The organism is Vibrio sp. 2304, from assembly GCF_033339475.1.
In the GTDB taxonomy this organism is placed as follows: Bacteria; Pseudomonadota; Gammaproteobacteria; order Enterobacterales; family Vibrionaceae; genus Vibrio; species Vibrio alginolyticus.
This window is the reverse complement of sequence record NZ_JAWOUQ010000006.1, coordinates 290,367-314,551: the sequence shown is the minus strand read 5'-3', so window position 1 is coordinate 314,551 and position 24,185 is coordinate 290,367. Positions and strand designations below refer to the sequence as shown.

27 protein-coding genes are annotated in these 24,185 nt (G+C 44.8%); 19 read left to right on the top strand and 8 right to left on the bottom strand.

Features of this window, described 5'->3' with window-relative positions; all coding sequences use genetic code 11:
- Positions 1-51 precede the first annotated feature (51 nt).
- Positions 52-930 carry a carboxylate/amino acid/amine transporter gene (locus R7P64_RS14645; RefSeq protein WP_005379164.1) on the bottom strand — a complete coding sequence of 293 codons (879 nt, stop codon included), beginning with the start codon at positions 928-930 and terminating at the stop codon, positions 52-54.
- Positions 931-994: 64 nt separating this feature from the next.
- Complete coding sequence (gene uspA / locus R7P64_RS14640; protein WP_005379165.1) at positions 995-1,420, bottom strand: universal stress protein UspA; 426 nt, start codon at positions 1,418-1,420, stop codon at positions 995-997.
- 282 nt (positions 1,421-1,702) lie between these two features.
- On the opposite strand from uspA, the gene ftnA reads away from it, so the two are divergent.
- The 3 genes from ftnA to R7P64_RS14625 all read left to right on the top strand — a co-directional run bounded on the left by ftnA (position 1,703) and on the right by R7P64_RS14625 (position 4,018).
- Positions 1,703-2,230, top strand: coding sequence for a non-heme ferritin (ftnA, locus tag R7P64_RS14635; RefSeq protein WP_005379167.1), 528 nt, complete (start codon positions 1,703-1,705; stop codon positions 2,228-2,230).
- A 91-nt stretch (positions 2,231-2,321) separates the two neighbouring features.
- The gene (uspB, locus tag R7P64_RS14630; protein WP_005379169.1) at positions 2,322-2,645 is read left to right on the top strand and encodes a universal stress protein UspB; all 324 of its coding nucleotides are present in this window, start codon (positions 2,322-2,324) and stop codon (positions 2,643-2,645) included.
- 179 nt (positions 2,646-2,824) lie between these two features.
- Entirely contained in the window at positions 2,825-4,018 is a 1,194-nt protein-coding gene (locus R7P64_RS14625; protein ID WP_205391072.1) for an NAD(P)/FAD-dependent oxidoreductase, read from the top strand.
- 93 nt (positions 4,019-4,111) lie between these two features.
- On the opposite strand, the gene R7P64_RS14620 is transcribed toward R7P64_RS14625, so the two are convergent.
- The gene (locus tag R7P64_RS14620; protein ID WP_005382945.1) at positions 4,112-5,455 is read right to left on the bottom strand and encodes a sigma-54 interaction domain-containing protein; all 1,344 of its coding nucleotides are present in this window, start codon (positions 5,453-5,455) and stop codon (positions 4,112-4,114) included.
- Positions 5,456-5,891: 436 nt separating this feature from the next.
- Here R7P64_RS14620 and R7P64_RS14615 point away from each other — a divergent pair, with 436 nt between their 5' ends.
- The 5 genes from R7P64_RS14615 (at position 5,892) to R7P64_RS14595 (ending at position 9,216) form a co-directional block, all read left to right on the top strand.
- Entirely contained in the window at positions 5,892-6,443 is a 552-nt protein-coding gene (locus R7P64_RS14615; RefSeq protein ID WP_005379174.1) for a BON domain-containing protein, read from the top strand.
- Between the two features lie 45 nt (positions 6,444-6,488).
- On the top strand, positions 6,489-6,665 hold the full coding sequence (locus R7P64_RS14610; RefSeq protein WP_005379177.1) for a DUF1328 family protein: 177 nt from the start codon (positions 6,489-6,491) through the stop codon (positions 6,663-6,665).
- An 8-nt stretch (positions 6,666-6,673) separates the two neighbouring features.
- The gene (locus R7P64_RS14605; protein ID WP_005379178.1) at positions 6,674-6,871 is read left to right on the top strand and encodes a hypothetical protein; all 198 of its coding nucleotides are present in this window, start codon (positions 6,674-6,676) and stop codon (positions 6,869-6,871) included.
- A 104-nt stretch (positions 6,872-6,975) separates the two neighbouring features.
- Positions 6,976-7,407, top strand: coding sequence for a hemerythrin domain-containing protein (locus tag R7P64_RS14600; protein ID WP_005379185.1), 432 nt, complete (start codon positions 6,976-6,978; stop codon positions 7,405-7,407).
- Positions 7,408-7,551: 144 nt separating this feature from the next.
- On the top strand, positions 7,552-9,216 hold the full coding sequence (locus R7P64_RS14595; RefSeq protein ID WP_258474622.1) for a diacylglycerol kinase family protein: 1,665 nt from the start codon (positions 7,552-7,554) through the stop codon (positions 9,214-9,216).
- 203 nt (positions 9,217-9,419) lie between these two features.
- Here R7P64_RS14595 and R7P64_RS14590 read toward each other — a convergent pair whose 3' ends face one another.
- Both R7P64_RS14590 and R7P64_RS14585 read right to left on the bottom strand, forming a co-directional pair.
- The gene (locus R7P64_RS14590; protein WP_005379193.1) at positions 9,420-9,818 is read right to left on the bottom strand and encodes a hypothetical protein; all 399 of its coding nucleotides are present in this window, start codon (positions 9,816-9,818) and stop codon (positions 9,420-9,422) included.
- Positions 9,819-9,966: 148 nt separating this feature from the next.
- A complete protein-coding gene (locus R7P64_RS14585; protein WP_318123662.1) occupies positions 9,967-10,404 on the bottom strand; it encodes a DUF2383 domain-containing protein in 438 nt (145 codons plus the stop codon).
- A gap of 361 nt (positions 10,405-10,765) precedes the next feature.
- Between R7P64_RS14585 and R7P64_RS14580 the strand changes: the two genes are divergently transcribed.
- The 4 genes from R7P64_RS14580 to R7P64_RS14565 are packed head-to-tail and all read left to right on the top strand — an operon-like array spanning position 10,766 to position 13,007.
- Entirely contained in the window at positions 10,766-11,014 is a 249-nt protein-coding gene (locus R7P64_RS14580; RefSeq protein ID WP_005379196.1) for a hypothetical protein, read from the top strand.
- A gap of 48 nt (positions 11,015-11,062) precedes the next feature.
- Entirely contained in the window at positions 11,063-11,575 is a 513-nt protein-coding gene (locus R7P64_RS14575; protein WP_213968522.1) for a phage holin family protein, read from the top strand.
- The gene (locus tag R7P64_RS14570; protein ID WP_005379200.1) at positions 11,565-11,891 is read left to right on the top strand and encodes a hypothetical protein; all 327 of its coding nucleotides are present in this window, start codon (positions 11,565-11,567) and stop codon (positions 11,889-11,891) included. Before R7P64_RS14575 ends, R7P64_RS14570 begins: the two co-directional genes overlap by 11 nt.
- A gap of 45 nt (positions 11,892-11,936) precedes the next feature.
- Positions 11,937-13,007: an AI-2E family transporter gene (locus R7P64_RS14565; RefSeq protein ID WP_005379202.1), complete on the top strand. Its 1,071-nt coding sequence runs from the start codon at positions 11,937-11,939 to the stop codon at positions 13,005-13,007.
- A gap of 18 nt (positions 13,008-13,025) precedes the next feature.
- On the opposite strand, the gene R7P64_RS14560 is transcribed toward R7P64_RS14565, so the two are convergent.
- Both R7P64_RS14560 and R7P64_RS14555 read right to left on the bottom strand, forming a co-directional pair.
- A complete protein-coding gene (locus tag R7P64_RS14560; protein ID WP_318118504.1) occupies positions 13,026-15,473 on the bottom strand; it encodes an EAL domain-containing protein in 2,448 nt (815 codons plus the stop codon).
- Between the two features lie 194 nt (positions 15,474-15,667).
- Positions 15,668-16,573 (bottom strand): DMT family transporter, encoded by a 906-nt coding sequence (locus R7P64_RS14555; RefSeq protein WP_064368891.1) that lies wholly within the window; start codon positions 16,571-16,573, stop codon positions 15,668-15,670.
- Positions 16,574-16,741: 168 nt separating this feature from the next.
- Here R7P64_RS14555 and rmuC point away from each other — a divergent pair, with 168 nt between their 5' ends.
- The 7 genes from rmuC to tatC all read left to right on the top strand — a co-directional run bounded on the left by rmuC (position 16,742) and on the right by tatC (position 22,930).
- Entirely contained in the window at positions 16,742-18,274 is a 1,533-nt protein-coding gene (rmuC, locus tag R7P64_RS14550) for a DNA recombination protein RmuC (RefSeq protein ID WP_005379209.1), read from the top strand.
- A 77-nt stretch (positions 18,275-18,351) separates the two neighbouring features.
- Positions 18,352-19,131, top strand: a complete 780-nt coding sequence (ubiE, locus tag R7P64_RS14545) for a bifunctional demethylmenaquinone methyltransferase/2-methoxy-6-polyprenyl-1,4-benzoquinol methylase UbiE (RefSeq protein WP_005379210.1) — start codon at positions 18,352-18,354, stop codon at positions 19,129-19,131.
- 11 nt (positions 19,132-19,142) lie between these two features.
- A complete protein-coding gene (locus R7P64_RS14540) occupies positions 19,143-19,778 on the top strand; it encodes an SCP2 domain-containing protein (RefSeq protein WP_005379213.1) in 636 nt (211 codons plus the stop codon).
- Positions 19,775-21,409 carry a ubiquinone biosynthesis regulatory protein kinase UbiB gene (gene ubiB / locus R7P64_RS14535; RefSeq protein ID WP_033905891.1) on the top strand — a complete coding sequence of 545 codons (1,635 nt, stop codon included), beginning with the start codon at positions 19,775-19,777 and terminating at the stop codon, positions 21,407-21,409. The genes R7P64_RS14540 and ubiB overlap by 4 nt, the downstream gene beginning before the upstream one ends.
- A gap of 52 nt (positions 21,410-21,461) precedes the next feature.
- Complete coding sequence (tatA, locus tag R7P64_RS14530; protein ID WP_005382958.1) at positions 21,462-21,707, top strand: Sec-independent protein translocase subunit TatA; 246 nt, start codon at positions 21,462-21,464, stop codon at positions 21,705-21,707.
- A gap of 3 nt (positions 21,708-21,710) precedes the next feature.
- Positions 21,711-22,109, top strand: a complete 399-nt coding sequence (tatB, locus tag R7P64_RS14525) for a Sec-independent protein translocase protein TatB (RefSeq protein ID WP_017635021.1) — start codon at positions 21,711-21,713, stop codon at positions 22,107-22,109.
- A gap of 68 nt (positions 22,110-22,177) precedes the next feature.
- Positions 22,178-22,930 carry a twin-arginine translocase subunit TatC gene (tatC, locus tag R7P64_RS14520; protein WP_171343029.1) on the top strand — a complete coding sequence of 251 codons (753 nt, stop codon included), beginning with the start codon at positions 22,178-22,180 and terminating at the stop codon, positions 22,928-22,930.
- Between the two features lie 459 nt (positions 22,931-23,389).
- Here tatC and R7P64_RS14515 read toward each other — a convergent pair whose 3' ends face one another.
- Positions 23,390-24,151, bottom strand: a complete 762-nt coding sequence (locus tag R7P64_RS14515; protein WP_017635020.1) for a TatD family hydrolase — start codon at positions 24,149-24,151, stop codon at positions 23,390-23,392.
- Between the last annotated feature and the right edge of the window lie 34 nt (positions 24,152-24,185).

The window sequence follows — 24,185 nt, the reverse complement described above, 5'->3', positions numbered from 1 at the left end:
CCAGTTGGAGAGCGTTTTTTATTGTCGGTATGTGTGTTGGGAGCGGTCGCTTTACTTCTTGGCGTAGCTCATTTCGACGCGCTTTTTCACCCAGGTTTCGTTAATCCATAGGGATAGCATGATGATCGCACCGCCAATGGCGAGTCGCATGACATCAACATCGCGGTTCCAAATCACAATGTTTACAATCAAGCCCGCCGGAACCAATGCATTGTTCATTACTGCCAGTGCCCCTGCGTTCACCATGGTCGCGCCTTTGTTCCAAGCAAAGTAACCAAAACCAGAAGCAATCAAACCAAGGTATGTCAGAATGCCCCATTGCGTTGTAGTGGTTGGTAATTTGTCTAGGTTACCCATGAGCGCGAAAGCCACGGTTGCTACACAAAGTGCACCTAAGTAGAAGTAGCCAAACACGGTGTGTTGTGGCAAATCGACGGGTTCACTCTCCATGATATATTTGTAGCCCACCTGACCGATGGCAAAGCAGAGGTTTGCTCCTTGTACGACCAAAAAGCCCAGTAGGAAATCTTCATTAATGCCTGCAAATTTAATCCAGGCGGCACCAAATACGGCTATTGCTGCGGTAACTAAGTACCAAGGTGAAAAGCGACCTTTCAAGAAGTCATAGATGAGCGTGACGTAAATGGGTGTGAATACGGTGAACAGCAATACTTCTGGCACGGAAAGAAGCAAAAAAGATTGGTAGTAGAAGCAATACATCAAACCGAGCTGGAAGCCACCGACGGTCATCAGTTTCGCGATTAGGGATTTGCTAACGCCACGGAATTTCAAAAAGGGAATGAAAACCAGGCTCGCCAGTGCCACGCGCATGAACACCGAGAACCAAGAATCAACCTGACCGGCGAGGTAAACGCCGATCAGGCTAAATGAGAATGCCCAAAGTAGGGTAACTGCGGATAGATAAGCCATGGATGAGAATCTTTATCAACAACAAATGTGCCCGCAGTCTAACCAAGTTTTATCGTTGCGCCAATCAGTCTTTTAGCGGTACGACCAGCATATCGACTGGTGAGCAGTTAATCAGCTGTCGAGTCGAAGATAGAATCTTGCTCCAGAAATCTTGGTGATGACCACAAACCACCAAATCGATACTGTAGTCTTGAATGGTATCGCACAGCTCATTACTCAAATCGCCACTACCGACTAAAGTATGGGCAATTGGGTATTGCGCATATTCAGCGAAGTTTGCCAATTGTGTGCGCGATGCTTCCATTGCTTGATGTTGCGCTTCTGCCATATTGATATCGATAAGCCCGGTGTAGAGTTCTGCGTAGTTCACGTCGATGTGAATAAAAGAGACTTTCGCATCCAGAGGTTTAGCCAGTGATACGGCTTTCTTAATCAACACTTTACTGTCGTCTGAAAGGTCGACTGCCACAAGTATGTGTTTGTAACTCATATTGCTATCTCCTTGTAAGGTCATAGTTTTAGATTAGCACCAACCCCAAAAAAAATTTGCTGAAGTGATCTCATATCGGTGCCGTAGGTACAAAGTCTTGTCTCAGTAATCATGTTATAGTGGCGTTGTACCCAAGTGACTTTGATATGCTGAAATAAGCGTAGTGTTACTGACTAGAGTTGAAGTGAAACTTCGCCGTGTCTGCCGGACCAAGCTATTCTCGCAGCGTCACTTATTTCGAGGTTACTTGGGTATATTGCATGCACAATAATAGGAGTTAACATGCTGTCTCAAACTATGGTCGAACAATTGAATGAGCAAATTAACCTAGAATTTTTCTCATCCAATCTATACTTACAAATGAGTGCTTGGTGTGAAGACAAAGGTTTTGAAGGTGCGGCTGAATTTTTACGCGCTCACGCCGTAGAAGAAATGGAGCACATGCAACGCCTATTCACTTACGTGAGTGAAACTGGCTCAATGCCAATCTTAGGCGCTATTGATGCGCCAAAGCATGACTTTGCGAGCCTAGGTGACGTTTTCCGCGAGACATTTGAACATGAGCAAATGATCACGGAAAAAATCAACAAACTGGCGCACGTTGCATTTACTAGCCAAGACTACTCAACGTTTAACTTCCTACAGTGGTACGTGTCAGAACAGCACGAAGAAGAGAAGTTGTTTAAAGGGATTTTAGATAAGATCGAACTGGTAGGTGAAGACGGTAAAGCGTTGTTCTTCATTGACAAAGATCTAGCACAAATGGCGAAAGAAGGTTCATCTTCAATCATGGATGCTCCAGCTGCGTAAACGCGTTTTGGGACGTTGTAAGTAGCGGGTAAAGACGAAGTGTTGGTCGTCTTTTTCTCTTGAGCATTGTTGAAGATGTAGGGAGGAAAAGATGATCAGTGGAGACACAATCTTATTTGCGCTAATGGTGGTAACTGGAGTTAATATGGTCCGGTATCTCACCGCTCTTCGTTCTCTAATTTATATCATGCGTGAAGCGCATCCGCTGTTATATCAGCAAGTTGATGGTAATGGTTTTTTTACCACTCATGGAAATGTCACCAAGCAGGTGAGGTTGTATCACTACATTAAAAGTAAAGAATATCATCATCACCACGATGAAATTTTTACTGGTAAGTGTGAAAGAGTGCGTGAATTGTTTGTTCTATCGACCGCGTTGCTCGGCGTGACGCTACTTGCGGCCTTCATTCTCTAAGAGTCAATAATCCAGAAGTTGTTCTGTCTGAGATTTTGCGGACATACAGAGCGCTTAGAGTTTAAGCGCTTTTCCCTTTCGGTATTTGTCGGTAGAATGTCGCGCCTAGAAAGCAAGGATGTGCAATGTGCACATCCTTTTTTATTTTGATTCGATACCAATCAGTCTAAGAGCTACCGATGAGTAAGAAATTTGATGTTGTTGTAATTGGCGCAGGCGCAGCAGGTTTAATGTGTGCTGCAGAAGCAGGCAAGCGAGGCCGCTGTGTTTTGGTGCTCGATCATGCTAAAAAGCCAGGACGTAAAATCCTTATCTCGGGCGGTGGTCGTTGTAACTTCACTAACTACGACGTTTCAGCTAATCACTATTTGTGTCAAAACCCGCACTTTGTTAAGTCGGCGCTCTCCCAATACACTAACTGGGATTTCATCTCGATGGTGTGTAAACATGGCATTGAGTTCGAAGAGCGTGATCACGGCCAGTTGTTTTGTGTCGATGCATTTACGGCCAAAGATATCGTGAAGATGTTGTTAGCTGAGTGTGACATGCCGAACATCGAACAGCGTTACCAATGCGATGTTCATTCGATTGAAAAAATTGATGAAGGCTTTCGTTTGCATGCTGGCACTGAGATTGTCGAATGTGAGTCTTTAGTTATCGCAACAGGTGGCTTGTCGATGCCAAAACTGGGGGCGACACCATTTGGTTATAAAGTCGCGGAACAATTTGGTCTTCGAGTTATCCCAACCACGGCAGGGCTTGTACCATTTACTCTGCATAAAGAAGACAAAGAAGACTTTGCTGAGTTATCTGGTATCGCGGTACCTGCGGAAATTACGGCTGAAGATGGCACCATGTTCAAAGAAGCCCTGTTGTTCACACATCGTGGGTTATCTGGTCCAGCAGTGTTACAGATTTCTTCATTCTGGCGGGCCGGACAAAAGGTGTTGATCAATCTTGTGCCAAACGATGATGTTGCTGAGTTATTAGAACGCAGTCGTGAGAAGCATCCAAATCAGTCACTCAAGAATACGCTTGCCAAAGTGCTGCCTAAGCGTCTGGTTGAAGTCTTAATTGAACGTAAAGAGCTAGTCGATAAACCGCTAAAACAGTTCAATCAAAAGGAGCTTGCGGCGATTGTGGAGCGCCTAGAGCATTGGGATATCGCCCCGAATGGCACTGAAGGCTACCGAACTGCGGAAGTGACACTCGGCGGTGTCGATACTGATCACTTATCCTCGAAAACCATGGAATGCAAAGACATTAAAGGGCTTTATTTTATTGGTGAGGTGATGGATGTGACTGGTTGGCTAGGGGGCTACAATTTTCAGTGGTGCTGGTCGAGCGGCTTTGTTGCGGGGCAGTGGGTTTAATCAAACACCAAACGCAGCCTAACTGCATAAAAGATAAGATACAAAAAGAGCACTGAGTTTTATTCAGTGCTTTTTTTGTATTCCCATAGCGAGTTACTCGTCTTGATACTTTTCGAGTTTGTTATAGAGCGTTTTCACGCTAATGCCTAACTCCTGCGCTGATTCCGTTTTATTACCTTGATTCTCTTCAAGGGTATTGAGAATGGCGGCTTTTTCTAGCTCTTCTAACGAAACGCCCGCCGGAACAAGGTCTTCGATGCTGGTGCCTGTTTCCAATGGTGGTGTGTCGAAGATAAGGTGTTCATCTCGGATGGTGTCATCAGCCAAAATAAATGCACGTTCGATCGTGTGTTTGAGCTCACGGACATTACCTGGCCAGTCGTGTGCAGCGATTTTTTGGATCGCAGAGTCAAGAATCGTTTTGGTTTTTGCCTCATTGGCGTTGCGGTGCGCGATAAAGTGCTTGGCCAGACCGACGATATCACCGCCTCGTTCTCGCAGTGGCGGTATCGTTAATGGGAAATGCGATAACCGGAAAAACAGATCTTCACGCAGGAACTGCTCCTCAATGGCGATTTTAGGATCACGGTTTGTAGCAGCAATGATGCGAGTATTAGCGATATGAACTGTATTACTGCCAACTGGGCGATACTCTCCGGTTTCTAGCACCCGCAATAGCTTCACTTGATGCTCGATAGGCATCTCGGTGATTTCATCTAAAAATAGTGTGCCGCCCTCTGCCTGCTTAAATACACCTTGGTGAGTTTTATTTGCTCCAGTAAAAGCGCCTTTCTCATGACCAAACAGTTCACTATCAACCAATTCAGGGCTAATGGCACCACAGTTAATCGCTATAAAGGGCTGTTGTTTACGCTCACTCGCTAAGTGGATGGTCTGCGCCACCAGTTCTTTGCCTGATCCACTTTCACCGACAATAAGGACGTTGGCTTCTGTTTTAGCAACGCGCCTGATCATACGATAGAGCTGATGCATCGGAGAGGAAGATCCGACCAAAAGACCAAATTGGTCAAGATCGCTGGTGGACACTTTACGCCCTTGATCTTGTTTGTGTTGATAGTACTGGCTGACTTCGCTCAGGGTGTCCGTCAGAATGGCAATATCAACGGGCTTTCTGTAGTGAAAAATAGCACCCAAGTTCATCAGTTTATCCAAGTTCTCGTTTGGAGCGCCTGAGCTAATGATGATCAAGTCCATATCGTAGATGTCTTCGATATTAGAAAGACGTTGATAATCTGCACTAGTAAAGTGGGCGACTTCAACAATCGCAACTTCCGGTTTGAGTTGTAGGAAATCTTCAATCCATTGGTCTGCGGCATCGATGTCATGCAGACGAAATTTGTTCAGTTCCTGGCAAGAAGCGATGGCATTTTTAAGTGATGGATCTTGTATTCTTAGAAACAGGCTTGGCATCGACATAGAAATGTCCTCTTTACTATGACAGAAACAATGTACGTGGATTATTCTCACTTCACAAGACAAAATATTGTCAGCATAGATTTAAGGATTTGTTCGGTATTTTTATGTTGTTAGCCCCTTTTTGATATATATCGGTGAGAGCCATCAGTAGATATTTCCTTTTGTTCAGATTTTTATTTTTAAAATAATAATTTTGCTATTAATTGATCCTGGAGAAATAGCCTTTCTGTTTTATCAGGTTATTTCTGCACAAGTGGCGGAGGCTTTATCACCGATTAAAAATTACATTTTTTACGTGTAAATAATTCATGCTTATACTTTATTGCTCATCTCATTTTTACCTCTTTCCTTTATTAGTCACTTAAAAACAATGAGTTATAAAGTTGGCACATGGTTTGCTCCTAGGGAAGTGCAACGTCAATAAAGGAGAATTACCATGAATAACATCGCAGCTAAAATTGTACTTACGTCAGTTCTTGCTACTTCATCTACAGCAGTCTTAGCGAGTGATAAATGGGAAAAAGAATCCATGGACGCTTGGCTAGATGGTAAAGCTGAAACCACACTACTGCTAAACAGCAATCTCAACTCTTTTGATATCAATACCGATGTAGAGAATCAGGTCGTTACCCTTTCTGGTTCGGTAAACAATGATCTTGAAAAATCACTTGCCGAAGAGCTTGTTACTGGTCTTGATGGTGTGAAAAAAGTAAACAACGAATTGTCAGTAGTGAATGAAGGCAAGAAAGAAACTGATTCAGAAGCTTTAGCTACACTGACCGATTCTAAAATCACGACTATAGTTAAAACGCGCCTACTAATGGATACCAATGTGAGTGGTACGGATATTGATGTAACGACAGAACGCAAAACGGTAACGTTGGCAGGTAAAGTTAATTCAGATGCGGAGCATGATCTTGCAATTTCAATTGCAAATAACACCAATGACGTAAATAAGGTGATTGATAAGCTAGAAGTGGTTCAATAATAGCGAGCCGAGTGATTTAACCCACTTTTATTAGGAGGTAACACTATGGTTCGTTGGATGTTTATTTTTCTGGCACTGGCACTAATTTCTGCACTATTAGGCTTTACCGGTATTGCAGGAGCTGCTGCCTCTATCGCGCAAGTGATATTTTACCTATTCCTATTGTCATTAATTGTATCAATAGTGATTGTTCTGCTGGGAAGAAAAAACGTAAATAGATAGGAGATTCCATGCGACTTACGTCATTTATTTACCGTATCGCCGCAGTATTCGGTTTGGTGTTTGCGTTGGCAGCTTGTAGTGAAGAAGGGCCAATGGAACAGGCCGGCAAAAAGATAGATGAAGCCGCCGAAGAAACCCAAAATGCGATTGAAGATGAATGTGAAAACATTAAAGAAAACCTAAACGCTGAAGACCAAGATTGTTAGCCGAATCAGGTTAGGTTTTTTACGCATAGCTATGTAAGAGAGGGGCGGTCAATCACCGCCCTTCCTTTTGTCCCAATTGTTTACAATCAGATAAGGAGTCAAAGATGAAAAACATATTTGATGTACTGAAAGAGAGTCATGAAAAGCAGCGCCTTTTACTCGATGCTCTGATGGAAACGTCTGGAGATTCCCCCGCTCGTGAAGAGTTTTACCACAACCTTAAAGAGGAACTCGAACAGCACGCAGCGGCAGAAGAGCGATTTTTCTACGCGCCTTTAATAGATAGCGATAAGACCATTGATCTCACTCGCCATGGCATCGCAGAGCATCATGAAATTGATAAAGTGATTGCACAGCTTGATGCAACCGATATGAGCTCGCCAGCGTGGCTCAACCTAATGAAAACCTTGCGTCACAAAGTGTTGCACCATCTTGAGGAAGAAGAGCAGCGTTTCTTCCAGTTAGCCGGTAAGGTAATGACCGATAAGCAGAAAATGAAACTAGCGGATGGTTATGTTGAAGAGATGGCAAGCTAGGTAGAGTGTTGGACCTTTTCGTGCCATTTCGGCACGGGAAGGCACTCAATCAAGGCGTTTACTCAAGTTCATGTATCCAAGCTCAATCCCCCGCGTATTCTAACTTCTACTAAAAAGTGCACTCGCTGAAGGCAAGGAGAGCGAATGTTTATCATCAAATATTATATTCTTGGCGCTCTGATCAGTTTATTGGCCGCTATCTATACGCCTCAAATTATCGTTAGTCTGCTGTTCTTGTGGATATCTCTTTCTTTAGCGTTGGTCAGCGTAGCCTACGTATTCGACATTCCCTCTATTTTTAGAAAAAACCAAGATGGCAAGATTGTCAGATGGATTCGCTGGGCATTCATCCCATTTTTATTGGGGGCTAGAGCGTATAACGCCTGGGAAAGACGGCGTGATACAGTGCCTCCAATCCAAAAAGTCAGCGACAATTTATACCTATCTCGCCGTTTGTTTCAGAGTGACTTAGATTTTCTCGAATCCAATGAGATCTCTTGTATTGTCGATGTCACCGCAGAATTTGCAGGCCTTGAAAGTGCGATGACCGACAAGCAGTTTCATTACCTTTCGATTCCGGTACTCGACCACAAAGCCCCAACGCTCGAGCGCCTTCGCCATGCGATTAACTGGATTGATACTCAAATCTCGTGCTCGCGGGCTGTGGTTGTGCATTGTGCGTTAGGGCGTGGTCGTTCAGTGTTTGTTGTGGCGGCGTATTTACTGAGCAAAGACCCGTCACTGACGGTTGAATCCGTGATGAAAAAAATCAATGACGTACGTAGTACCGCGAGATTGAATAAATTACAGATTAGGACGTTACGAGCGATCAGTGAAAAAGGCGTACTGGGGCTGGATCAATCCACTTGGATGGTGGTTAACCCTGTTTCAGGTGGCGGCAAATGGGAGGAAAACGAACAGCACTTGATTCGTGAGCTAACCAAAAAATATCGCTTGAGTATTCATCAAACCACCACAAACCTCAGCGCCGAGCAGCTAACACAACAGGCAAAAGAAAGTGGAGCTAAGCAAATCATCGTAGCTGGTGGCGATGGCACAGTAACAGAGGTGGCTAGCCAATTGGTGGATACCGACCTAAAACTCGGTATTGTTCCGCTCGGAACTGCCAATGCGTTATGTCATGTGCTCTATGGCGTTGGCGCCAAATTCTCACCGGTGGAAAAAGCGTGTGAAGCGTTGCTTGGCGGACACTGCCAACGTATTGATACTGCGGACTGCAATCAGCGGCTTATTTTATTGGTCTTAGGTATTGGGTTAGAACAGAAAATGATCGAGCACGCTCAGCGAGAAGAGAAAAATGTTTTTGGACAACTCGCTTACCTCACCGGCTTTTTTAATGCTGTAGTGGCGGAAGAAACGCAAGCTTTAACCGTTTCGTTAGACGCTCCAACTGAAGATGGAAACCACGACAAGAATACACAAACGCTTGAAGTCCATAGTTTTGTCGTTGCGAATATCGCTCCATTTAGTACGTTGCTTGCCCAAGGTGGTGATGCGCCGCAGCCTGATGATGGCAAGCTGCATATCACATATTTAGATAACACCGAGTCTTTAGGCGGACGTCTTATCGCATTGTCGGATCTGACATTAACGAGCGTAGGCGCACAGGAAGAATCGACACATTTTCAATACGCGACGGCTCAGAGCGTCACTATTTCTGCGAATAAACCGATTGAGTATGTGATTGATGGTGAACTGTATTCTGATGAGCAACTGGCAATCAAGCTGCGTCCAAAGTCATTGAACGTATTTGTTCCAAGTCAGAGACGTAAATCAGCTTCGCTTTAACACAGGTAATCCGCGGATAACGCGCCATTTGCTTCGTATTCTACATGGCGCTTTTTCTGTGTTGTTTGATGATTTGGTGTGCGTCGTAAAAAGGCTATTAAGGTCGCTGTGTAGATGCAGCGGCTTTTTTTTTATCTGCACCTTTTACTAGGTTGATTGGGGATGTGGTTTAAACAAAGTGAAAGAAAGAAGGGCGAGTACAATTACTCACCCTGAGGTAAGTGCTTTTCAATTTCATCGTTTTCAACTTGTAAAGCAGCTAACCAATAAGAAACAAGTGCGGTTAAGTTGGTGTCGTCAATGGCTCTAAGCAGGGCTTTTAAATCATCTAACAGTAATTTATTCATAAAATGCATTTCTTTGTAATTGCCTAACTCGGCAACGCCGTATTCGGTGGCATTTTCTGCAATGAATTGTTCACCATCTTGATCGAAGAACAGCTTCGCCATCTTTTTGATCATCACTTTTTCTATTTTCACGAATCGATATGCCGCTCTTGCGAGTGTCATATGTGATTGCGGGTTAACGAGAGGCAAACACGTTTGGCGATGGTGTGTCATTTTTACGAGTAGCTCCCTTACTCGATTGTTATCCAATGTCATAGTGACCTCTTTATTTATGACTATTGTCGTGGGACATTTCTCGTGATGGTTATGTTAATGCGCCTGTGGGCTTGTCAGAAATGGCCAAAGCAAGTTGGCCATTTCTTTGATCAATACCGAGCTTTATTGCAAAGGCGACCACCAAGTTTTAGCTAATAAGGCTGATGCTGCTGAGTTTTTCTTTGCAGCTTTTTATATCGCTACGAACTTTCAGCAGAACCGAGTTATCCGCCTGCTCTGGGTGGCAAGTAATCAAATTCTCAATCTCTTTGAGTACCTTGCTTTCGACACCTTCAAGCTGTTCTAAATACATAGACTCTTTGTCAGAGGACACTTCCTTCATCACGTCGCTGTAGACCTCACGCGCCTTGATGGTGTAGGAAACCGGAGTGTCGTCGGCAGATTCTTCATTGTTACTTGCTAGAGAGTAGGGAGTGAGCTCAATGACTGCACGCTCACGTACTCTGAGCAGTTCTACCAACACATTATTCAAAGAAGTGTTGTCAATGTTCTCGATGGCCTTGTTGTAAATTTCATTTCCGCTTTCGATAAGCTCAATGATTGAGGCGATGTTTTCATTTTTCATATGCCACTCCTTATTTACTGGTGATAGGGGTGTTTGAGCGTATGGAATACAAACACGATGTTTCATCTTTAATTGCAGGTTGTATGCCAATGAATTTTAAGTCTTATTAATCAGTGGCTTAATGTCTTTTTTTGCAATAACTTGCTAACAGTCGGTAAGGCGCTAAGAAAAAATTACAAGAATGGCGGGGAAAGCTTGGAAAGAATTACACGTACAGATACGGCTTTTTATCGAAATGAAAATAAAATTAATAAAAAACAATAACTTAAAATTCTGGCATGGATATGGCTTTGTAGGGAGTAAGTGAGGTCAAACATTGTTTCACTTGATTCACTATTCAACTCATTAATGGAGGCTAGTTATGGCTACTACAAAAGAAAGCACAGTAAAACCTCAAGAGCAGTTAGAAGAAGCATATCACTTAGCGGAACAAGCCACGACGGAAGCCGTTGGCGCGATGAAAGACCAAGCCAAAGAGAAGCTGGATGTCGGTGCACAGCAAGTTCAGCAGGCGACTAAGTCGGCAGAAAATGTAATCAAGGAGCGCCCATTGCTGAGCATAGGCTGTGCCTTCCTTGCTGGTTGGGCGGTTTCGAAGCTGATCAAATAATAGTGGTCACCAAGGATTAAGCCACACAACAGAAAGGCGAGGCTTCACATGAATAACTCAGGGCAAGTTACCAATCAGCAATCAGGCTCGGCGGCTTCAGACAGCGGCCGAGCCCCTGATGGGGCAGAAGAACAGGATATCCAACAAACCATTAATGGTTTGAGCAACATTCTTGCGCAATTGGACCAACTGACGAAATCGCTAAAAGCATGGTCAGGTTCAACGTTGGATTTGTTCCTCTTGGAGATGAAAGTTAACGTGTCCGCAGTGCGTCAGATTTTGCTGTGTACCGTTGTTTTTACCCTATTGTCGGTATTGTTCGTATTCAGTTTGTGCCTTGCCTCTGGGGTGGTGGCTTATCAGTTAACTGCCAACGTATATGTTGCCGTGGGTGTATTTATCACATCATTAGGCTTGGCATTATTTGCTTTAGCCTGGTGGCAGAAGCGTTTAGTTGGATTTCTTGGATTCAAAAATACGACAGAACAATTACAGGAGGGGTGGGATGCGCTCGCTACAAAAGCTCAATCGAGCCATGCGGATCAAGCGGATGGAAGGTAAAGCATCTCTAGAGCAATGTTGTTTGTCGATGGAAATGTTCACGTTTACCACCAAGAAGTTTGTGAGAGAAAACCCTTGGACGACATTAGGCATTAGTGCTGTCGTTGCCGTTACCGCAGCAAAAGCAGGTCGATTGTCTCGACTGACTTCTTCTATTTCGTCAATGGGGCTATTGGTTAGCAGCGTGTCTGATATTACCGATTCGCTCACAAAGCCGGTCGCGGCAGCTTCTCTGGATGAGTCAGATGCGGAGCAAAATGGAAATGCAGCAACACAAGTAAGCAACGCTGCGACGACAGAGGGCGAACCACTCTAATAGCGGATTTCACCGCAAAATTTTCTTACCGATTCTGAGCTTATTATGACAGCGAAATTGAACATTCCTGCCAACACTGCGATTGGTGCAACGCTTCTCGTCCTGTTACTCGTCCCAGGGCTGTATTTTGCCAAGCCAATATTGTTACCTATTGTGCTTAGCACCTTTATTTCTCTGCTGTGCAGCCCTTTCATTAATTATCTTGAAGACAAAGGTTTACCACGTGCTATTACCGTCGTGTTGACGCTGTCATTCCTCGTTGGCGCCTCAATTATTGGTCTTGCCGCCATGTCGGAGCCCGCCAAGCAATGGTGGTCTGAGCTGCCCAGTATCGTGAAAAATGTGTCGCAAGAAGTAAGCGAAGTTACTAAAGCTTCGGCTGATCACCTTAATACTCCATTGAATATCGCCAACGATATGAGTATGGATGAGGTCGGGAACAACACCGTATTTTCTTTGGTAAAAACGCTCGCGACCACTACGCCGACGATTTTGACACAAGCGATGATCGTGCTGTTTATGGTTTACTTTATGCTCAATCATGGACGAAGCTTATTTCGAAAGTCAGTGTCTTACTTACATGGGTTCGCCAAACAGCGCCAAGCGATTGAGTTGGTCAAAGCGCTACAGAAAGACCTATCTCGATACATTGGCACCATCACTTTAGTGAATGCGGGGCTGGGGTTGAGTGTTGGGGCCGTGTTTTTTGTTCTAGGCCTTGAAGATCCATTTCTATGGGGCGCATTTGCAGGCGTGATGAATTTTGCGCCGTACCTCGGCCCTGTCATATCCATGGTGAGCTTTGGCTTTGTTGCTTATCTTCAGTTGGAGTCGGTCAGTTTTATGCTGACGGTGGTGTCTATCTATTTACTGCTCAATTTGATTGAAAGTCAGTTTGTTACACCAACACTATTGGGGAAAAGGTTTAACTTAAACCCGTTAGTGATTTTTGTTTGGCTTGTTTTTTGGGGCTGGCTTTGGGGCGGAATGGGACTATTGATCGGTGTGCCGTTGCTGGTTTGTATCAATATTTTGGTTGATCGTCTAGAGCTATGCCAATCAACCCAAAATCAAGCAAAGCAAATCACCTCCGCGGACGTGGCACCGCGAGAGTGACTTGAGGGTCAAGCTGGTTCAACGAAACAGTTTTTCAGCGCTCACTGGCTGACTAAATAAATATCCCTGACCATAAATACAGCCTTTTTCGAATAAATAATCGGCTTGTTCCCGAGTTTCTATCCCTTCCGCGACGACTTTCAACGACAGCGTTTTTCCCATGGCAATAATGGCATTCACAATCGCGTTGCTGTCGCTATTACTTGGGACATCACTGACAAATGAGCGGTCAATTTTCAGTTTGTTGATTGGCAAACCTTTCAAGTAAGACAAAGACGAATAGCCAGTTCCAAAGTCATCCAGAGAAATCTCAATACCCAGTTCTCGTAATTGATTTAACGATGCAATGGCTTGTTGAGGGTCGATCAGTAAAAAGCTCTCTGTGATCTCCAAATCTAACCGTTGGGCAGGGTATCCGGTGTTATCGAGGATAGTACTTAATCGCTGAATGAAATTTGACTGCTGAAGCTGCAACGCAGAAACATTTACGGCGATTTTGCCAAACTCGATGCCTTGGTCCAGCCAAGCATTACCTTGCAAACAAGCTTGTTGTAACACCCACTCACCAATGCTTTGAATCAGCCCTGTTTTTTCTGCAATTGGAATAAAGTCTGCTGGTGGTACAAGGCCAAACTCTGGATGCTGCCAGCGTAATAAAGCTTCCACGCCGACAATCGTATTTTGTTCCAAATTGTATTGCGGTTGGAATTCTAACCGGAGTTGTTGTTTTTCTATTGCTTGATGCAAAGCGGATTGAATGCGTACATGGGATACGGATTTATCGGTCAAATCCGGTGAGTAAAACGCGTAGCCGTTGCGTCCATTTTTCTTCGCTAAGTACATCGCGGTGTCTGCGTTTTTCAGTAAGGTTTCACTGTCTTGACCGTCTCTTGGGTACAAGGCAATACCAATACTGGTCGAGACACGAAGTGAGTCGTGATTTACCAAGTCGAATGGTTGCTGGAATACGCTTAGAATATCGCCGACGGTTTCCAATAAGGCAACATCACTATGGATATCTGGCAAAATAATCACAAATTCATCGCCGCCAATACGAGCCACATGTGCATTGAGGTGAAGGACATCTTGCAGACGAATCGCTAACTTAGACAGCAATTGGTCACCACAGAAATGGCCCATGCTATCGTTGATGTGTTTGAAATGGTCGATATCTAAGAATAGGGTGGCAAACGTCTGCTGGTTTTTGTGTCCGGTTTCGATGTGTTGTTCGAGTAAGCTGAGTAAATGGGTGCGATTAGGTAGATTGGTTAATGGATCGTAAAAAGCCATGCGCTGCAGCTTTTCTTCGTGTGCCTTACGCACAGAGATATCTTCAAACACACAAATGTAGTTAATAAGGTGGTTTTTATCGTCCATTACGGCGCTAATGGTCGCTAATTGCGGATAAATGCTGCCATCTTTCTTTCTGTTGATGAATTCGCCTTTCCATTGGCCTTTGTTTTCGAGTTGATGCCACAACTGTTGATAGAAACCTTGATCATGATGGCCTGAGCGCAGAATTCGTGGGTTTTTTCCTATCACCTCTTCAGAGCGGTAACCTGTAATTTGGGTAAAAGCCGTGTTTACATCAATGATGTTGGCATTGCGGTCTGTAATGACCATGCCTTCTTGCGAATTGTTGAAAATTTGGGACGCTAAGGAGAGCTGCGTTTCTACCATTTTTCGGCGGGTGATGTTACGTGTCATCCCCAGAATGCCGATTAAGTTTCCCGCATGATCACGGACAGGAGACTTAATGGTTTCTAGCCAAGTGGGGTTATTGTTTTCATCAATTTGACGGCATTCTTCAACAATATTTTGCGTGCCAGTGGCTACCACCAATTTATCGGCATCAATGAATTTTTCCGCACGTTCATGGCTAAACAGGGCAAAATCGTCTTTTCCAATGATTTCACTGTTGGTTTTTTGCCACGCGTTTTCTACGCTTCGGTTGGTCATCGAATAAAGGCCATCCATGCCTTTTATCCATACGTGGTCTTCAAGGCAGTCGATAAACTCTTGTAGTGTTGGTGTTGGCTTTATTTCCGCGCTTTGATGTCGCGTTTGTTCTTGCTGACAGTGCAAGTTGATATCAAAGCTGATCCGCCCCGCGATTGCGCTTAGCCATGCCGAAACAACCGTCGATTGATCATTAGGGTGAGTCAATGTCAGTACGGCAAGCAATTCGCCATTAGGTAGCCAAATCGGTCCTATGCTCAAGGTTTGCTCTTCAAAGGGGGTATGGCTAACTGTAAAATCTGTCGGCGTAAAGTGATCGACAACTTGCGTTATCACATCGATGATAGCACGATGATTTTGGGTTGAGGTGGACACCTCAGTCGATAGCCACTGCTGAGTATCGCTCAGAGTATAAAGCTGTCCCTGAGCTTGAGTTACATCACAGCATTGTCGCAGAACGTGTTGCCAGTCTGCCATCAAAGGCGAAGGAATAGCGAAGCGAAACATAATTAATAACGAGTCCTAAATCGCCCAAAGGTAATTATATTAGAATCTAGCGTAAGCTATTGGGCTTTGTGAGTATCGTATCCAACGCGTAGCTAAATCCTAGCAGCGTAAAGTGCTTTCTATCATTAAAATGTTATCTATATCTCTTTTTTATCCAACTTATTGCATCGTTTTTTAGGGCTTTTGATAGGTGATTAAGAAGCGTTTACCGCTTTGGTTTTCTTGCCCCATGAGACTTGCTGAATGACTAAGCCACTGATGATCAATACCAGGCCAATCAAGGTTGAAGGATGAATTTCTTCGCCGATGATGGTAGCTAACAACATGAGTGAGATAAATGGAGAAGCAAAGATCAGATTACTGATACGCGCGGTGTTTTGCGTTGATTTGAGTGCGCTCAGCCACAAAACGAAAGTGATCCCCATTTCAAACAGTCCGACATACGTCACCGCTGCCCAGCCTTTAGCTGAGATTGCCTGCCAGTCAGCACCTTCATAAAGACTTAAACCAATGGCGAATGGAATAGCGACCAAAAAGCCGAGCAGAACGCCAACCACAGGGTCGGCCTTATTTTTGGTATTTAAAATCCAGTAACCGGCCCACAGCAGCGTTGATAGCAGCGCAAGACCAACACCCAACGGGCTCTCAAATTCCATGCCTAAAAGATTGCCTTGTGTGGCAATCACTATCACGCCGACATAACTAAAACCGCAAGCCAGCCAGTCCTTACCACGGATCTTTTGTCCTAAGAAAACAGCAGCCATTAGCGTTAAGGTGATGGCCCAGCTGTAGTTGATCGCTTGAGCCTGAGATGCGGGCAGCAAGTCATATGCTTTGAACAGAATAACGTAATACGCCAAAGGGTTAATCAACCCAAGCAGTAGGTAATACCAAGGGTTTGAGAAAAATGTAGCGCTTAACTGGCCCAATTTACCTTGCACACCACAGATTACTGTTAGTGCAATCGCAGAGACGATGCTGGCAATGCATAGCATTTGAATCGGCGTAAATTCTGCCAGCGTGAGTTTAAATGCGGTTGCAACGGTAGACCAAAGTAATACTGCTGAGAGCCCAAATCCTAGGGCGCGACGCTCGTTCATGATGCCTCTGCGTGATGATGTGCCGCTCGGTTTGGATAATTTGAGCGGAAGAAAGAATATTATAGGAAGGCCTAGTGTATGCGAGGATTTTTCATCCAACAAACTGGACATTTATCCAGTGTCTAAATACCATTGTTATAGATACAAAACACAGGCTAACTCGCTATTATGCAATGGATTCTTGAGTACCAATCTCTCATTCTCTCTTCTCTTTGTGCTGCCACGCTTAGTGGTGTCGCTGCCGGTTGGTGGGTGAAACAGCGTTTTATCACCCAAACTCAGCTTCTCGAGCAACAACTTGTTTCAGAAAAACAGCTTCATCAACAGCAACTTGAACAGGTCAAGCAAAGCCTTGCCGATGCTCAGCAAGAGTTGGATGAGTTAGATGATGAGCGCGATAAAGCCGCGTTTGAAGTGCGTCAAACGCACGGAAAGCTGATGGCAGCTATGGAAAAACTGCGTTACTTCGAGGCTGTAAAGCAAGAGCGCCAGCAATACTTTGATGAGCTTGGTCAAATGCGTGAACACAAATCACGTCTAGAAACGCAGCTGCGTGAACAGCAAGCTCGCCATGAGCAAATTAACCAAGCTAATGCCGAAAAACTGCAAATTTTAGAACAAGCGGAAGCACGCTTGAAACAACAATTTGAGCACTTGGCCAACCAATTGTTTGAAGAAAAAACCGCGAAGGTCGATTTGCAAAACCGTCAGAGTTTAGAAGGCTTGTTGTCACCGCTTAGAGAACAGTTAGAAGGGTTCAAAAAGCACGTTAATGACAGCTTTAGCCAAGAAGCTAAAGAGCGCCATACCTTAGTGCATGAGCTGAAAAACCTGCAACGTTTGAACGAGCAAATGACGCGCGAAGCGGTTAATTTGACCCAAGCGTTGAAAGGGGACAACAAACAGCAAGGTAACTGGGGCGAAGTGGTGCTCGCTAGGGTACTTGCCGAATCTGGCTTGCGTGAAGGGCACGAATATCAGACTCAGGTGAACTTACAAAATGAAGCAGGCAAGCGTTACCAACCTGATGTCATTGTGCATCTCCCACAAAACAAACAAGTGGTTGTGGATTCTAAAATGGCGCTGGTTGCCTATGAGCGCTACTTCAACGCCGAAACTGATGCTGAGCGCGATCAGGCTTTGAATGCGCACTTAGCTGCTCTACGTGCACATATCAAAGGGTTAAGCATGAAGGACTACCACAAACTCAAAGGTATTCAGAGTTTGGACTATGTTCTGATGTTTATCCCGGTTGAGCCGGCGTTCCAAGTCGCGATTCAAGCCGATCCGAGCTTGATTAAAGACGCGATGGAGCAAAACATCATTTTGGTGAGCCCAACAACGTTGCTGGTGGCATTGCGCACCATTGATAATCTATGGCGCAATGAACGCCAAAATGAAAACGCCAAAATGATTGCGCAGCGTGCGACAAAACTCTACGACAAATTACGATTGTTTGTAGACGACATGGAGGGGCTCGGCGGTGCGCTGGATAAGGCGAATCAAAGCTATCAAGGTGCGATGAACAAGCTTGCCACAGGGCGCGGAAATGTGATTCGCCAAGCCGAAAGCTTTAAACACTTGGGAGTTGAAATTAAACGACCGATTTCTTCCGACCTCGCGCAGTTAGCGCAGAGTGATGCATTTTCAGAAAATGACCCGTTAGTAGAAAGACATCCGGCTGAGGATAAAGTAAACTAATCGCCCGCAGTGCAGTGGGCGATTTTATTTGTCAACAAACGCCCCGTAGAGGAAAGCGCTGCCTAAGAGGAATTAGAATGACGGACACAAGTTTGCAATCCAATACAGCGTTAGAGAATGAAACCACTCACTTTGGTTTCTCTACAGTGGCAAAAGACGAAAAAGTGACTAAGGTTGCCGAAGTATTCCACTCCGTGGCAACAAAATACGACATCATGAATGACCTGATGTCTGGTGGTATTCACCGCCTTTGGAAGCGCTTCACTATCGATTGTAGTGGTGCTCGCCCTGGCCAACGTATTCTTGACCTAGGTGGTGGTACGGGTGATTTGACGGCGAAATTCTCGCGCATTGTTGGCGATGAAGGCCATGTCATCCTTGCCGATATCAATAACTCAATGCTTAACGTTGGTCGCGATAAACTGCGTGATAACGGTATTGTGGGTAACGTGCACTACGTTCAAGCCAACGCAGAAGAACTGCCGTTCCCAGATGATTATTTTGATGTGATCACCATCAGTTTTTGTTTGCGTAATGTGACTGACAAAGACAAAGCGCTTCGTTCAATGTTCCGCGTACTGAAGCCAGGCGGCCGTCTATTGGTGTTGGAATTTTCAAAACCAGTGCTAGAGCCGTTATCGAAAGTATACGACGCATATTCATTCCACTTGTTGCCGAGAATCGGTGAGCTAGTTGCGAATGACTCAGAGAGTTACCGCTACCTAGCGGAGTCAATCCGTATGCATCCAGACCAAGAAACGCTGGAAGGCATGATGCAAGACGCAGGTTTTGAAAACACCAAATACTACAACTTAACTGGTGGTATTGTGGCTTTGCATCGCGGTTATAAATTCTAAGGGTTAACGGCATGCCATTTGAACCACTTATCACCGCTGTGATTGAAACGTCACTGAATACACTGATCAAAGACGACCCTGCATTGGGCCGTCGTTTAGCGCGTCTAAAAGGTCAAGTTATTCAAGTTCACCTGAAAGAGATCAATAAAACACTGACATTCGTTTTTAGTCAGCAAATTGATGTGCTTGGTCATTACGAAGGGCAGCCTAACTGCTATCTATCGCTCAACTTGAGTGTGTTACCAGAGCTGCGCGATCAGGCCAACATCACTCGTCTTATTAAACAAGATAAACTTGAACTTGAAGGCGATATTCAATTGGCGCAGAAATTCTCTCAGTTGATGGTGGATTGCAAACCAGATGTTGAAGAGTGGTTGTCTCGCGTGACTGGCGATGTCGCCGCACATACCTTTGTGCAAGGCTCAAAAAACATCGGCAACTTTCTTGCGTCTCAAGCAGAAAAACACCAACGTCATCTTGCGCAAGTAGTGACTGAAGAATGGAAACTGGCTCCCGCTCCGTTAGAAGTGGCCTATTTCTGCGACCAAGTTGATGAGGTTCGCAGCCAGGCTTCTCGCATTGAAGCTCGTTTAACGGCTTTGCTGAATAAGCTGGATGCAGATAAGCCTGCATTGGAGAAACCATGACGCCAGCAGAACTAAAGCGCTTATACCACATCGCCAAAGTACAACTGGAATACGGCTTAGATGAGCTGCTTCCCGATCACCAACTGACCAAAGCGCCGCTTTTACTGCGCAAAAGCTTGTTTTGGATTAAGAACAAGCACCCAGAAAAACCACTCGGTGAACGTCTGCGTTTAGCACTGCAAGAGCTGGGGCCGGTTTGGATTAAGTTCGGTCAGATGATGTCGACGCGCCGTGACTTATTTCCTCCGCATATCGCTGATCCCCTAGCTTTACTTCAAGACCAAGTCGCGCCTTTTGATGGCGAGTTGGCAAAAAAGCAGATGGAGCAAGCATTAGGTGGTCCGTTAGAAAAATGGTTTACCGAGTTTGATATCAAACCACTGGCGTCTGCGTCGATTGCTCAAGTACATACTGCGCGCATAAAAGACACTAACCAAGAAGTGGTATTAAAGGTTATCCGCCCAGATATTCGCCCAGTCATTGATTCAGATCTAAAACTGATGCACCGAATGGCGCGTATAGTCGCCGGAGCGATGCCTGAAGCACGTCGTTTAAAACCAGTTGAAGTCGTGCGTGAGTACGAGAAAACCCTGCTTGATGAACTCGACTTGCGACGTGAGGCGGCGAATGCCATTCAGTTGCGCCGCAACTTTGAGGGCAGCGAAGAATTGTATGTTCCTGAAGTTTTTCCCGACTTCAGTAATGAAACTGTCATGGTTTCTGAGCGAATATATGGCATTCAAGTCTCTGATATTGAAGGCTTGAAAGCAAATGGCACCAATATGAAATTGCTCGCGGAACGCGGTGTGAGTGTGTTCTTCACTCAGGTGTTCCGAGACAGCTTTTTCCATGCCGATATGCATCCGGGTAATGTGTTCGTCAACCCCGAACATCCAGAGAACCCAATGTGGATAGGGCTAGATTGCGGAATCGTTGGTACACTTAATAGCGAAGACAAGCGTTATCTGGCGGAAAACTTCCTGGCGTTTTTCAATCGTGACTACCGCCGAGTGGCGGAGTTACATGTGGATTCAGGGTGGGTGCCTGCGGATACCAATGTCGATGAGTTTGAGTTCGCGATTCGCATTGTGTGTGAGCCTATTTTTGCTAAGCCATTGTGCGAAATCTCCTTTGGTCATGTGTTGTTGAATTTGTTCAACACGGCACGTCGATTCAATATGGAGGTTCAGCCACAGCTTGTACTGTTGCAAAAAACGCTGTTGTACGTGGAGGGGCTTGGTAGGCAGCTATATCCTCAACTTGATTTGTGGGAGACCGCAAAACCATTCCTGGAGGAATGGATGATGAATCAAGTTGGGCCACAAGCTCTAGTGAATGCGATTAAAGACCGCGCACCATTTTGGGCAGAGAAATTACCTGAACTGCCAGAGCTACTTTACGATAGCCTGAAACAAGGTAAAGCGATGAATCAACGTATGGATCAGCTTTATCAAGGGTATCGCCAGAGCAAGCGCCAGCAGGCGACAGGAAAGTTTTTGTTTGGCGTTGGCGCGACTTTAGTCGTATGCTCGGCAATATTGGTGAACGATGCTTTTGAGCAGCTTTCGTTGGCCTGCGGTATCGCAGGTGTCACATTTTGGCTGCTTAGTTGGCGAGCTTATCGTCAATAGACGTTAAACTCTTGAAATATTTTTGTTTGTTTAAAGACCCGAGGTAAAGAGAATGGGTGGTATCAGTGTTTGGCAACTTCTAATCATTGCTGTAATTGTTGTATTGCTATTCGGAACAAAGAAACTACGCGGTATCGGTGGCGATCTGGGTGGTGCCGTTAAGGGCTTCAAAAAAGCGATGAGCGAAGATGAACCTGCGAAAAATGACAAAGACGCAGACTTCGAACCAAAAAGTCTAGAAGAGCAGCAGAAAAAAGAAGCTGCTCCTGAAACGAAAAAAGACAAAGAGCAGGCGTAAAACGTGTTTGATATCGGTTTTTGGGAACTGGTATTAATATCTGTTGTTGGTCTGGTCGTTCTTGGGCCGGAGCGTTTGCCTCATGCTATTCGCAGCGTGTCTCGCTTTATCGGTGCCGCTAAGAGTATGGCAAATAGCGTCAAAGACGAATTGTCACACGAGCTGAAAGTCCAAGAGCTGCAAGAAAACTTGCGCAAAGCAGAACAAATGGGGATGGATGATTTGTCCCCTGAGTTGAAATCTTCAGTTGAAGAGTTGAAGAAGGCAGCGCAATCTGTAAATCGTCCTTACGCAAAGAACACCGATTCAGAGGCTGAGCCTGTAAAAACAGAGCCAGCAGTCGAAGAGGCCGTGAAAGCGCAAGAGAGCAAGGTTACAGCGGCAGATAAGAAAGCCGAATAGTCTCATTAGGAGGAGCTACTAGTGATTGGTAGCTCCTTTTTGATCTGGTTTTTAATAAGAGGTTTGCCATGTCTACCGTCGAGCAGACACAACCTTTAATTAGTCATTTGTTGGAGCTTCGCAACCGACTACTGCGTTCAATCCTCGCAGTGTTGGTCGTGTTTGTTGGACTAATTTATTTCTCTAACCACATTTACGAGTTTGTTTCCGCACCTTTAGTAGAGCGTCTACCTGAAGGCGCGACCATGATTGCTACGGATGTAGCGTCACCTTTTTTTACGCCACTTAAGCTGACGTTAATTGCTTCGGTATTTATTGCGGTGCCTTTTATCTTGTATCAAGTGTGGGCATTTGTAGCGCCAGGTTTGTACAAGCATGAACGTCGATTGATCATGCCACTGCTGTTTTCGAGTTCGCTATTGTTCTACTGTGGAGTGGCATTTGCCTACTTCGTGGTATTTCCATTGGTGTTTGGCTTCTTTACCGCCATCTCTCTTGGTGGAGTAGAGTTTGCAACTGATATCTCGAGTTATCTCGACTTTGTGCTGGCGCTATTTATGGCGTTTGGTATCGCATTCGAGGTGCCTGTTGCGATTATTTTGTTGTGTTGGACTGGGGCCACTACACCAGAAGATTTAAGACAGAAACGTCCTTATATTATAGTGGCTGCGTTTGTCGTAGGTATGGTGTTAACGCCACCAGACATGATCTCGCAAACCTTACTCGCTATTCCGATGTGTTTACTGTTTGAAGTCGGTTTGTTCTTCGCGCGTTTTTATACTCGTCGAAGCGAAGAAGTAGAAGCGGAAACCAAAGAATAAGGCTAATCTAGATGTGAAAAGCGGCTCAATTGAGCCGCTTTTTTTGCGGTTGGTTTTTTCTTGGGCTAATTACTTAACTTTCATGACGTAACCACATTTTGTGCATACGTATACTTCCTTGATGCCCAGCAGCTTTTGAAACAAACTGCGCGGTACGCGTTGTAAGTAAGCACCATGTGTACACACTTCAACTTCCATATTCATGCTGTTTTACATTTGTGCTAATTAATGGGCGTAAATCAGTATAGAAAAATAATGTGTCGAGTTGTCGACAGTTTTGCAAAGCGGACGAAGTAAAGTGACGATATGAGAAGTAAGTAGAGTTGCTAGTTAATTATTATGTTTATCAATAATTTTGTATGGATTGTTCTACTATTTCAACGGGTTGAATCGTTCATTCAATAGTTTAGGTGATAAAAAAGCGACGTTGATTTCGTCGCTTTTTTCAATTCTCGTGAATTAAATATTAAACAGCGTTTTGGCATTCTCAGTCGTTATGGCATCGATGGTTGCGATGTCGACATCACGCAAGTCGGCAACACGTTGTGCAACGAGAGAAGTGTAGGCTGGTTCATTACGTTTACCACGGTGTGGCACCGGCGCTAAATATGGACAGTCGGTTTCTAAAATGACCCACTGCATATCCAAATGTGGAATGACTTTATCCATCCCGCCATTCTTAAAGGTTGATACGCCACCTAAGCCTAAGTGGAAGCCTAGCTCATTGATTGCTTGCGCTTCTTCTAAGCTGCCTCCAAAACAGTGGAATACACCACGCAGACGACCATCTTGCTCTTGTCGTAGCAAAGTGAGTGTTTCTTCAATCGAATCACGAGTGTGGATAACGACCGGTAAATCCATCTCTTTTGCCCAGTCAAGTTGAGCTACGAACGCCATTTCTTGCTCAGCACGATAGGTTTTGTCCCAATACAGGTCGATACCGATTTCGCCCACCGCAATAAACTTGTGTTTCTCAAACCAACCGCGGATGATCTCCAACGTTTGCTCAACGTTGTTATCCACATAGCAAGGGTGCAGCCCCATCATTGAGTGGCATACGTCAGGATATGCCGCTTCGGTTTTTAGCATGGGCTCAATTGAGTCCAGATCGATGTTTGGCAACAGGATTTTATTAATGCCTTGCGTTAAGGCGCGTTGTACTACTTCATCGCGGTCGTTATCAAATTCGCTAGCATAGATGTGCGCGTGGGTATCGATCATCGTTACTCTCTGTGCTTCATGGTTGGTTTCGTAT

Bases quoted from the DNA above. Each gene is read 5' to 3' on its own strand.
- R7P64_RS14570 (WP_005379200.1), top strand. From the start codon at position 11,565: ATGGAAGGTAAAGCATCTCTAGAGCAATGTTGTTTGTCGATGGAAATG.
- tatA (WP_005382958.1), top strand. From the start codon at position 21,462: ATGGGTGGTATCAGTGTTTGGCAACTTCTAATCATTGCTGTAATTGTT.
- R7P64_RS14585 (WP_318123662.1), bottom strand. From the start codon at position 10,404: ATGAAAAATGAAAACATCGCCTCAATCATTGAGCTTATCGAAAGCGGA.
- R7P64_RS14645 (WP_005379164.1), bottom strand. From the start codon at position 930: ATGGCTTATCTATCCGCAGTTACCCTACTTTGGGCATTCTCATTTAGC.
- R7P64_RS14590 (WP_005379193.1), bottom strand. From the start codon at position 9,818: ATGACATTGGATAACAATCGAGTAAGGGAGCTACTCGTAAAAATGACA.
- R7P64_RS14565 (WP_005379202.1), top strand. From the start codon at position 11,937: ATGACAGCGAAATTGAACATTCCTGCCAACACTGCGATTGGTGCAACG.
- R7P64_RS14515 (WP_017635020.1), bottom strand. From the start codon at position 24,151: ATGATCGATACCCACGCGCACATCTATGCTAGCGAATTTGATAACGAC.
- R7P64_RS14555 (WP_064368891.1), bottom strand. From the start codon at position 16,573: ATGAACGAGCGTCGCGCCCTAGGATTTGGGCTCTCAGCAGTATTACTT.
- R7P64_RS14605 (WP_005379178.1), top strand. From the start codon at position 6,674: ATGCGACTTACGTCATTTATTTACCGTATCGCCGCAGTATTCGGTTTG.
- R7P64_RS14600 (WP_005379185.1), top strand. From the start codon at position 6,976: ATGAAAAACATATTTGATGTACTGAAAGAGAGTCATGAAAAGCAGCGC.
- R7P64_RS14580 (WP_005379196.1), top strand. From the start codon at position 10,766: ATGGCTACTACAAAAGAAAGCACAGTAAAACCTCAAGAGCAGTTAGAA.
- R7P64_RS14610 (WP_005379177.1), top strand. From the start codon at position 6,489: ATGGTTCGTTGGATGTTTATTTTTCTGGCACTGGCACTAATTTCTGCA.
- R7P64_RS14595 (WP_258474622.1), top strand. From the start codon at position 7,552: ATGTTTATCATCAAATATTATATTCTTGGCGCTCTGATCAGTTTATTG.
- tatC (WP_171343029.1), top strand. From the start codon at position 22,178: ATGTCTACCGTCGAGCAGACACAACCTTTAATTAGTCATTTGTTGGAG.
- R7P64_RS14560 (WP_318118504.1), bottom strand. From the start codon at position 15,473: ATGTTTCGCTTCGCTATTCCTTCGCCTTTGATGGCAGACTGGCAACAC.
- R7P64_RS14620 (WP_005382945.1), bottom strand. From the start codon at position 5,455: ATGTCGATGCCAAGCCTGTTTCTAAGAATACAAGATCCATCACTTAAA.
- rmuC (WP_005379209.1), top strand. From the start codon at position 16,742: ATGCAATGGATTCTTGAGTACCAATCTCTCATTCTCTCTTCTCTTTGT.
- R7P64_RS14575 (WP_213968522.1), top strand. From the start codon at position 11,063: ATGAATAACTCAGGGCAAGTTACCAATCAGCAATCAGGCTCGGCGGCT.
- uspA (WP_005379165.1), bottom strand. From the start codon at position 1,420: ATGAGTTACAAACACATACTTGTGGCAGTCGACCTTTCAGACGACAGT.
- ftnA (WP_005379167.1), top strand. From the start codon at position 1,703: ATGCTGTCTCAAACTATGGTCGAACAATTGAATGAGCAAATTAACCTA.
- ubiB (WP_033905891.1), top strand. From the start codon at position 19,775: ATGACGCCAGCAGAACTAAAGCGCTTATACCACATCGCCAAAGTACAA.
- R7P64_RS14625 (WP_205391072.1), top strand. From the start codon at position 2,825: ATGAGTAAGAAATTTGATGTTGTTGTAATTGGCGCAGGCGCAGCAGGT.
- R7P64_RS14540 (WP_005379213.1), top strand. From the start codon at position 19,143: ATGCCATTTGAACCACTTATCACCGCTGTGATTGAAACGTCACTGAAT.
- uspB (WP_005379169.1), top strand. From the start codon at position 2,322: ATGATCAGTGGAGACACAATCTTATTTGCGCTAATGGTGGTAACTGGA.
- R7P64_RS14615 (WP_005379174.1), top strand. From the start codon at position 5,892: ATGAATAACATCGCAGCTAAAATTGTACTTACGTCAGTTCTTGCTACT.
- ubiE (WP_005379210.1), top strand. From the start codon at position 18,352: ATGACGGACACAAGTTTGCAATCCAATACAGCGTTAGAGAATGAAACC.